The organism is Dietzia sp. SLG310A2-38A2 (assembly GCF_014145095.1).
In the GTDB taxonomy this organism is placed as follows: Bacteria; Actinomycetota; Actinomycetes; order Mycobacteriales; family Mycobacteriaceae; genus Dietzia.
On the sequence record NZ_JAALDX010000037.1, the window covers coordinates 1 to 9,182 of the forward strand.

General features: G+C 70.2%; 5 protein-coding genes and 2 pseudogenes. 5 read left to right on the forward strand and 2 right to left on the reverse strand.

Translation table 11 applies throughout. The features are described from left to right. The 3 genes and pseudogenes from G6027_RS01445 to G6027_RS01455 all read left to right on the forward strand — a co-directional run. A partial coding sequence (locus G6027_RS01445; protein ID WP_182634751.1) for a methyltransferase occupies nt 1-1,505 on the forward strand: 1,505 nt, incomplete at its 5' end. Further along, nucleotides 1,502-1,945, forward strand: a pseudogene (gene dtd, locus G6027_RS01450) (D-aminoacyl-tRNA deacylase); the annotation flags it as partial. The gene G6027_RS01445 and the pseudogene dtd, both read left to right, overlap by 4 nt. A gap of 140 nt (nt 1,946-2,085) precedes the next feature. Beyond that, nucleotides 2,086-3,054: a sigma-70 family RNA polymerase sigma factor gene (locus tag G6027_RS01455; RefSeq protein WP_182634756.1), complete on the forward strand. Its 969-nt coding sequence runs from the start codon at nt 2,086-2,088 to the stop codon at nt 3,052-3,054. A 134-nt stretch (nt 3,055-3,188) separates the two neighbouring features. Here the strand turns inward: G6027_RS01455 and G6027_RS01460 are convergent, their stop codons facing one another. Further along, nucleotides 3,189-5,930, reverse strand: a complete 2,742-nt coding sequence (locus G6027_RS01460; RefSeq protein WP_182634758.1) for a bifunctional GNAT family N-acetyltransferase/acetate--CoA ligase family protein — start codon at nt 5,928-5,930, stop codon at nt 3,189-3,191. A gap of 62 nt (nt 5,931-5,992) precedes the next feature. Further along, nucleotides 5,993-7,225, reverse strand: coding sequence for an acetoin utilization protein AcuC (locus G6027_RS01465; protein WP_182634760.1), 1,233 nt, complete (start codon nt 7,223-7,225; stop codon nt 5,993-5,995). A gap of 234 nt (nt 7,226-7,459) precedes the next feature. On the opposite strand from G6027_RS01465, the gene G6027_RS01470 reads away from it, so the two are divergent. Beyond that, the gene (locus tag G6027_RS01470; protein ID WP_277612278.1) at nt 7,460-8,140 is read left to right on the forward strand and encodes a metal-dependent transcriptional regulator; all 681 of its coding nucleotides are present in this window, start codon (nt 7,460-7,462) and stop codon (nt 8,138-8,140) included. Beyond that, nucleotides 8,137-9,144, forward strand: a pseudogene (gene galE, locus G6027_RS01475) (UDP-glucose 4-epimerase GalE); the annotation flags it as partial. The gene G6027_RS01470 and the pseudogene galE, both read left to right, overlap by 4 nt. Between the last annotated feature and the right edge of the window lie 38 nt (nt 9,145-9,182).

Consider the following 9,182-nt stretch of genomic DNA (forward strand, 5'->3'; position numbering starts at 1 on the left):
TCTCGGCGCTCGCCCGCTCGGACTCGGCGTCCGTCCGCAGGCACGCCCGCTCCGCCGGGCCGGCCGGGACCCTGGTCCGGTTGTTCATCCTGGGCGACGCGGTCCCCGAGAGCGAGGTCGTGGCGGCCCTGCCCGGCGTCCCCGTCTCCGACGGGATCGACGCCGGTGTGTGGACCCGTCCGACCTCTCCGGAACGGACACTCCGCGCGCTCCTCGATCTCCGCCCGGTGGACACCGGTCACGGGACGCGCTGGGTCTTCGCGGACATCGACGGGTCGATGGTCCACGCCACGACGAGGCCCGACCACGTCCTCGGGGTCGGGCAGGCCACGCTGTCCCTCCTCCGGATCACCCCCAGCTCCCACGTGGACTCGGTACTCGACCTCGGCACCGGCTGCGGCATCCAGATGGTGCACGCTCTCGAGACCGCGAGGACGGCGACGGGCACCGACATCACCCCGCGGTGCCTGGACCTGGCGTCCGCCACGCTCGCCATCAACGGTCTGGACGGGGAACTGCTCGCCGGTCCCTGGTTCGAGCCCGTGGCGCACCGTCGCTTCGACCGCATCGTCGCCAATCCGCCGTTCGTGGTGGGCCCCTCTGACCCCGGCCATTCGTACCGGGAGTCGGGACTCGCTCTGGACGGGGCCAGCCGGACTGTCGTGTCCGGGGCTCACGAGCACCTGACCGAGGGCGGCACCGCGGTCATCCTGGTCTCCTGGGTGGAGCGACAGGACACCGACTGGCGGACCCACGTGGCGTCGTGGATCCCCTCCGACGGCGTGGAGGCCTGGGTGCTGCGTCGCGACACCTCGGATCCGGAGCTCTACGTGTGGACGTGGCTCACCGACGAGGGCATGGACCCGAGGGACGAGTCCACCGCGCTCGCCGCGGACGCCTGGCTCGACCACTTCCGGGATCAGGGTGTCGACGGGATCGGGTTCGGCTACGTCTACCTCAGGCGGATCGACGGCGCCTCGTCGGTGCTCTGCGAGGACCTCACCCACCCCTTCGACGAGGGGCTCGGAGACGAGGCCGAGGCCTACTTCGCACGCACCGCCTGGCTGAGGTCGGCCGCGGACCGGCGGGGCGGGCAGGCGCAGGCCCTGGACACGACGGTGTTCACGGTCTCCCCCGACGTCCACCTGCACGTCTCGGAGTGTCTGGCACCGGACTCCGGTGACCCGGGGGACCAGGAGTCCGGGTCCGCCGCGCCGGCCGGGTCGGTGGTCGTCGAGCGCGTCACCGGCGCGCGCTGGCGCCACGAGATCGACCCGTTGACCGCGACGGTCCTCCGGGGGGCGCGTATGGGTGCGCTCCCGCTGGAGGATCTGGTCGTCCTCGCCGCCGCGGGGGCGGGTGAGGACCACGGGGCACTGGCGGAGCCCGTGCGCAGGGTCGTGGCCGACCTGTTCCTCCACGGCTTCGTGGTTCCCGCCGGGGTCCCCGGATTGCTCCCGCCCGGCGTCCGCACCGCCGTGACCGCGGAGCCGGTGGACGGGTGAGAGCCGTGATCTCCCGCGTCACAGAGGCGTCGGTCACCGTGGACGGGAAGGTGGTGGGCGCGCTCCCCCGCGCCGGTCTGCTGGTGCTGCTCGGCGTGTCGACCGACGACGACGAGGCGGACATCACCACGATGGTCCGCAAGATCGCGGAGCTGCGCATCCTGCCGGGCGAGAAGGGCGCGGTCGAGATCGGTGCGCCCGTCCTGGTGGTCAGTCAGTTCACCCTCATGGGGTCGACGACCAAGGGGCGCCGACCGTCGTGGTCGCGCGCGGCCCCCGGGGAGCGGGCCGAGTCCGCGGTCGACGCGGTGGTGTGTGGACTCCGTGAGCACGGACTCGAGGTGGCGACCGGGGTGTTCGGCGCGATGATGCAGGTCAACTCGGTGAACGATGGTCCGTTCACCGTGATCGTGGACACCTCGGGCTCCCGACCGTCGTGACGGGCGTCATCGACCCGGGAACATTCCCGGCACCCCCGCCGTTGTAGCAGTACGTGACCGTGACCCGGACACGCGCCCGTTCCGTCCACCAGCAACCGACCGCCGACTCCGATCCCCCCGGGCCGGCAGGAGGAGGAGACATGACGTCAGCCACCACCCGATCGGATCGTCGGACGGAGGCGGATTCGGACGGCCAGAGCCCCAGCGCGGACCTCGTCCGCGTCTACCTCAACGGAATCGGCAAGACCGCTCTCCTCAATGCGGAGGACGAGGTCGAGCTCTCCAAGCGTATCGAGGCCGGTCTCTACGCCACGCATCTCCTGGCCACCAAGAAGCGGATGGGCCCCACGAAGAAGGCCGACCTCAAGGTGATCGTCGCGGAGGGCGAGGCGGCCCGCGCGCACCTCCTCGAGGCCAACCTCCGCCTGGTGGTCTCACTTGCCAAGCGCTACACGGGGCGCGGCATGCCACTGCTGGATCTCATCCAGGAGGGCAACCTCGGTCTGATCAGGGCCATGGAGAAGTTCGATTACGCCAAGGGTTTCAAGTTCTCGACCTACGCCACGTGGTGGATCCGTCAGGCCATCACCCGGGGGATGGCCGACCAGTCACGCACCATCAGGCTCCCCGTGCACCTGGTGGAGCAGGTCAACAAGCTCGCCCGCATCAAGCGGGAGCTCCACCAGCAGCTCGGTCGCGAGGCGACTCTGGATGAGCTGGCGGAGGAGTCGGGGATCCCCGCGCACAAGATCGAGGAGCTGCTCGACCACTCGCGTGACCCGGTGAGTCTGGACATGCCGGTCGGCGCGGACGAGGAGGCGCCGTTGGGCGACTTCATCGAGGACGCCGAGGCCACCAGTGCCGAGAACACGGTCGTCACCAACGTCATGCACTCGGACGTCCGCGCGGTCCTGTCCACACTCGAGGAGCGCGAGCAGCAGGTCATCACACTGCGGTTCGGCCTCGACGACGGCCAGCCGCGCACCCTCGACCAGATCGGCAAGCGATTCGGCCTCTCGCGTGAGCGCGTCCGTCAGATCGAGCGCGAGGTCATGGCCAAGCTCCGCGAGGGGCGCCGCGCCGACAAACTCCGCTCCTACGCGGTCTGAGGTCCGCGCGGACCGGACGGGCACACGACGACGCCCCGGTTCCACGTCAGGCGGGTTCACACCGCCTGCGGAGCCGGGGCGTCGCCGTGTCCGGAGATGGGTGCGGTTGTGTCCCGCCCGGGCGACGAGCCGCTCTAGCGCAGTCGACGCGGCCCCTCGTCCCCGCTGGACCGAGGGGGCGGGCCCAGGTGAACCTGCGCGTACAGCACGGACACCCCGTCGGGGGCCGCGAGCGCGGGGTCGAGGGACAACCGTCTCAACTCCGGGACGTCGTCCACCAGACACGAGATCCGGCCCATGAGCTCCACCAGGCAATCGCGATCAGCCGGGGTGTCCCCCGCGTACCCGTCGAGGATGGGAGCCGCCCGCGGTCGGTCGAGGAGCGACCGGGCCTCGGACTGGGAGATCGGCAGGGTACTGAACGCGCGATCCGCCAGCAGGTCCGAGAGCATCCCGGACAGGCCGAAGGAGATGAGCGACCCGAAGATCGGGTGGTCCGCCACCCGGATGGTCACGGCGACCCCCTTGGTGGCCATCTTCTGGACGTGGAGTGATCGCGACCCGGTGGTCGCCTGGAGGTCGTCGAACGCGTGGCGGACGGCCGCCGCGTCGGTCAGGTCCAACCGGACCCCGGACTGGTCACTGCGGGTCCTCCACTTCTCCCCCATCGCCTTGACCGCCACCGGGTATCCGAGCTCCTCGGCCGCCATGGCCGCCTGCTCGACCCCGGCCGCGACGCGGTAGTCGACGATCCCGACCCCGTAGCACTCCAGCAGACCCCGGACCTGGCCCTGCGTGAGTTCGAACGACTCGCTCCCCGCGTTCGAATGGCACAGCGAGTCGACGAGATCCCGCGCGCGGGCGCGATCGATGTCGTCGTACTCGGCCGGTTCCTCCGCGGGTTGGTCCAGCCACTCGGCGTAGCGGCGGGCGCGCACCAGCGCCGACACCGCACGCTCGGGGTACGGGTACGAGGGGATGGAACCCCGTGCGGCCACGCCGGACTCGTCGGTGATGGTGAGCCCCTCCGGCAGTCCCTCGCCGGCGAGGAAGGTGCTCACCACCGGCTTGGAGCTACCGGCCGCCCCGGCCCGGATGGCCTCGGCGTAGGCGTCGGGCTCGGTGGCCACCGGTGGCACGAAGACCGTCAGGACCGAGTCCACCTCGTCGCGGGCCACCACATCGGCGATCGCGGTCCGGAAGTCCTCGGGTAACGCCCCGGCCCCAAGGTCGACCGAATGCGCCACGGTGAATCCCTGCAGTCGCGCGGAGTCCCCACCGAGTCGGCCGACGGCGGTCGAGTTCCCGACGATCGCCAGACGTCCGCCCGCCGGCAACGGCTGATAGGCGAGCAACGTCGCGGTGTCGAACATGTCGGTGATGGAATCCACCTGGATGAGCCCGGAATCGCGGAACAGTCCGCGGATAGCCGAGGCGGTGAGCCCCTGCACCCCCGATTCCAGGTCGTCGGCAGCCCGGCGGACCACCACGACCGGCTTGTTGCGGGCCACCCGGCGCGCGATCCTCGAGAACTTGCGCGCGTTTCCGAAACTCTCCAGGTAGAGCAGGACGACCTCTGTGCCGGTGTCGGTGTCCCAGTACTGGAGCAGGTCGTTGCCCGAGACGTCGGCGCGGTTTCCCGCGGAGACGAAGGTCGACAGTCCCAGACCCCGGCGCGCGGCGGCGGCGAGAATGGTGATCCCCAGGGCGCCAGACTGGCAGAAGAACCCCGCCCGTCCCGGGCCCGGGACCACCTCGGCGAGTGTGGCGTTGAGCTGGACGTCGGCGGAGGTGTTGATCACCCCGAGGGCGTTGGGACCCACCACCCGCATCCCGTGGGCCCGGGCCTCGCTCACCAGGCGACGCTCGGACACCACACCGGCGCTACCGACGTCGGAGAACCCGGCCGAGATCACGACGAGGGTCGACACCCCCTTGGACAGGCAGTCGTCGAGCACCTCGGACATGGACGCGGCCGGGACCGCGACCACGGCCAGGTCGACCGGATCGGGGATGTCGCGGACACTGGCGTAGGCGCGGACGGACTGCACGGAGGTCGCGTCGGAGTTGACCGGGTACACCGGACCGGAGAACCCGTTTCCGATGAGATTGCGCAGGACCGTGTGGCCGATCTTGCCGACCTGGTCCGAGGCTCCGATGACGGCCACCGAGGCGGGGGTCAGGACCCTCGCGAGACTGCGCGCCTCGGCGGCCGTCTCGCGGGAATTGCGAACGTTGGTCAGCGCCTCGGTGGGGTCGATCGCGAACTCGAGGTGCAGGGTGGATCCGTCGAAGGAGCGCGATATCTCGTACCCCGCCCGACGGAACACCTGGATCATCGACCGGTTCTCCGACAGCACCTCCGCCTCGAAGTGGTCGATCCCGCACTCGGCGGCGGAACCCGCGAGATGCTCCAGGAAGATCGACCCGAGTCCCCGGCCCTGGTGTTGGTCCGAGATGGTGAACGCCACCTCGGCGAACGTCGAGTCGGGAAGGCGCTCGTAGATCGCCATCCCGATGATCTCCGCGCCGAGCTCCGCGACGAACGCCATGCGATCGCGGTAGTCGACGTTGGTCATCCGCTGCAGTTCCTTGGCCGACAGGACGTCGTGGGAACCGAAGTAGCGCAGGTACCGGGTCCGCTCGGAGAGACTGGAGTGGAAACGCGTGATCTTCTCCGAGTCGTTGGGCAGGACGGGTCGGATCCGCACGGCCCGGCCGTCGGAACCCAGGACGTCCGCCGCCCACTCGTGCGGGTAACCCTCCGGGTAGTCGTCGACCGCCGTGTCCGTGGAGGCGTGCTCTGGCGGGGTGACGATCGGCGCATCGCCCTCGGGGGCGCCGCCGTCGGTCGTTCCGTCACCGGGGTTGGCCATCGTGGTCCTCCAAGAGACAACAGTCGTGAGAAGTGGGCACCCGCAACGCGGGCGCGTTGCGGTCAGTCCCGGGGATCGTCGGGGTCGAGCCCGAGAAGGGGGTACGCGGAGCGGCGGGTGTCGAGGATCGACTGGTCGAGTCGGGCCAGCGTCCGGTCCACCTCTCCGCCACGATCAGCGCCGGCGGGCTCCCACGGTGTGTGCGCGGGGTCACCACCGTCACTCATCGTCTGCGGGACCCTGTCCGGCACGGTGTACCGGGTGGCCATGGCCTTCCACTCCTCCGGTATCGGGGTCCCCGGATCCACGGGGACCCCGAGAACCGCCGCGATGAGATGGGTCCACGAGCGCGGGACCACGCGGACCAGCTCGTAACCGCCACCGCCGATCGCGATGATCCGCCCTTCGCAGAGCTCGTCAGCCAGCGCGATCACCCGGAGGTAGGACTCCCGGTGCCCGTCGACCGTCAGGGACAGGTCGGCGAGGGGGTCCTCCCGGTGCGAGTCACATCCGGCCTGCATGACGATGATCTGCGGCTCGAAGGCTCGCAGGACCCCGGGAACGACGGCGTGGAAGCCCCGCAACCACAGCCCGTCCGTGACCGCGGGCAGGAACGCCAGGTTCACCGCGGTCCCCTCCGCCCGGCCGACTCCCGTCTCCGATGCCCAGCCCGTCGACGGCCACAGTGTCGCGGGGTGCTGGTGGAGGGACATGGTCAGTACACGCGGATCCTCGTAGAAGGCGGCCTGGACCCCGTCACCGTGGTGGACGTCGATGTCCACGTAGGCGATGCGGTCGTACCCGTTGTCCAGCAACCAACTGATGGCCACCGCGGCGTCGTTGTAGACGCAGAATCCGGCGGCGGCGGCGGGCATGGCGTGATGCATGCCGCCAGCCACGGAGACCGCCCGGGTGGCGGCGCCACTGGCGATCGCCCGCGCGGCCGCCAGGGTGCCACCGGCCACCGCGGCGCTCGCCTCGTGCATGCCCGGGAACGTCGGGTTGTCCGCCGTGCCGAGGCCGTGGCTCATGCCGAAATGCTCACCGGGCGGCAGGTCGCCGGCCGCCCTGACGGCACCGATGTAGCGCGACGTGTGAACGCGGAGCAGTTCGTCGTCGCTCGCCGATCCGGGGTCCAGCATCTCCACGCCCTGCAGAACCCCCAGCTCAGTGGCGAGGGACATGGTCAGGTCGAGTCTGCGCGGACTCATCGGGTGATCGGCGGAGTGCCGGTACTCCATCAGCGACGGACTCCACACCACCGCGGCTGCGACGCCGTCCCGGATACCGGTCATTGCCACTCGTCCTCCCGTCGGACCGGGACGCTCCCGGCGACCCACGTCCGGCGGGATCACCGAGACGTGTGCCCCACGAATCTACGCGGCGGGACCCGACCCGACCCCCGATTGCTCGCTCCCCACCCCGGTTCGAGGCGCGGCGGTACCCTCGATCGTGAACCCGGATGGGACCGTCGACCGCCGGGGCGATTACCTGCGACGATCCAATGTGGAGGATTCAGCGTGAAAGACCTGGTGGACACCACCGAGATGTACCTCCGCACCATCTATGAGCTCGAGGAGGAGGGAGTGATCCCGCTCCGGGCCAGGATCGCGGAGCGCCTCGAGCAGAGCGGTCCGACCGTGAGCCAGACGGTCGCGAGGATGGAGCGCGACGGCCTGGTACACGTGGCGCCCGACCGGCATCTCCAGCTCACGACGACCGGCCGGGATCTGGCCGTGGACGTGATGCGCAAGCACCGTCTCGCCGAGCGACTGCTCGTCGATGTGATCGGGTTGGAACTGGAGAAGGTCCACGCCGAGGCGTGTCGGTGGGAGCACGTCATGAGCGACGACGTGGAACGTCGCCTGATCGAGGTACTCGACGATCCGAGGACGTCGCCGTACGGCAACCCCATACCCGGGCTCGACCGGATCGGCTACACGTCCCCGATGGCCGACGAAGCTACATACACCCGCCTCTCCGCCCTGGACACGGACACCCCGCACAGCGTCCGCATCCAGGCGATCGGCGAGAACGTCCAGATCGACACCGACCTCATCTCCGAGCTCCGCGCACATGGTGTCGAACCACTGAGGATCGTGACCGCGACCCGGCGGGGCCACCTCGTCGAACTCGACTCCGGTGACGGACACACCGTGGAGCTCGACGGCGACCACGCGCACGCGATCCAGGTCGAGATCCTCCCGTGAAACTCCTCGTCACCGGCGGGGCGGGATACGTCGGCGGGGTCTGCGCGACGGTACTCGCCGAGCGCGGACACGAGGTCGTGGTCCTGGACGACCTCTCCACCGGCAACAGGTCGGGCGTCCCCGCGGCGGCGACCTTCATCGAGGGCGATGTCGCCGCGCTGGCGGGCGAGGTCCTGAACTCGGGCTCCGCATTCGATGGGGTCGTGCACTTCGCCGCCCGCTCTCTCGTCGGTGAGTCGGTGGAGAAGCCCGAGGAGTACTGGCAGGGCAACGTCGTGACCTCCCTCGCGCTCCTCGACGCGATGCGCTCCGCCGACGTGACCAACCTCGTCTTCTCCTCCACCGCGGCGACCTACGGCGAACCGGACCGGATCCCGATCACCGAGGACATGCCCACCCGGCCCACCAACACCTACGGCGCCACCAAACTGGCGATCGATCACGCCATCACCTCGTACGCGGCGGCCCACGGGCTCGCCGCCACGAGCCTGCGCTACTTCAACGTTGCCGGTGCCCACGGATCGGTGGGAGAGAACCGTGTCGTCGAGACCCACCTCATCCCACTCGTCCTCCAGGTGGCCCTGGGGCACCGATCCGACATCAAGGTCTTCGGCGACGACTGGCCCACCCCGGACGGGACCTGTGTCCGCGACTACATCCACGTCGCCGACCTCGCCGACGCCCACCTGCTGGCCCTCGAGTCCAACCGGCCCGGCGTCCACCGCGTGCTCAATCTCGGGAGCGGGGAGGGCTTCTCCGTCCGCGAGGTGATCGACGTGTGCCGCGAGGTCACCGGGCACCCCATCCCGGACGTGGTCGCACCACGCCGAGCCGGCGACCCGGCAGTCCTCGTGGCCTCCAGCGAGAAGGCGATGACCGAGTTGGGATGGACTCCCACCCGCACCGACCTCCGCACCATCGTCCGGGATGCGTGGGCGTTCACCTCTGAGCTGGGCGATCGGGCGCACTCCGCCCCGCGGCAGACCGGGGCGGCCCCGCGGTAGACCGAGGCGGCCCCGCGGTACACCGGGGCGGCCCCGCG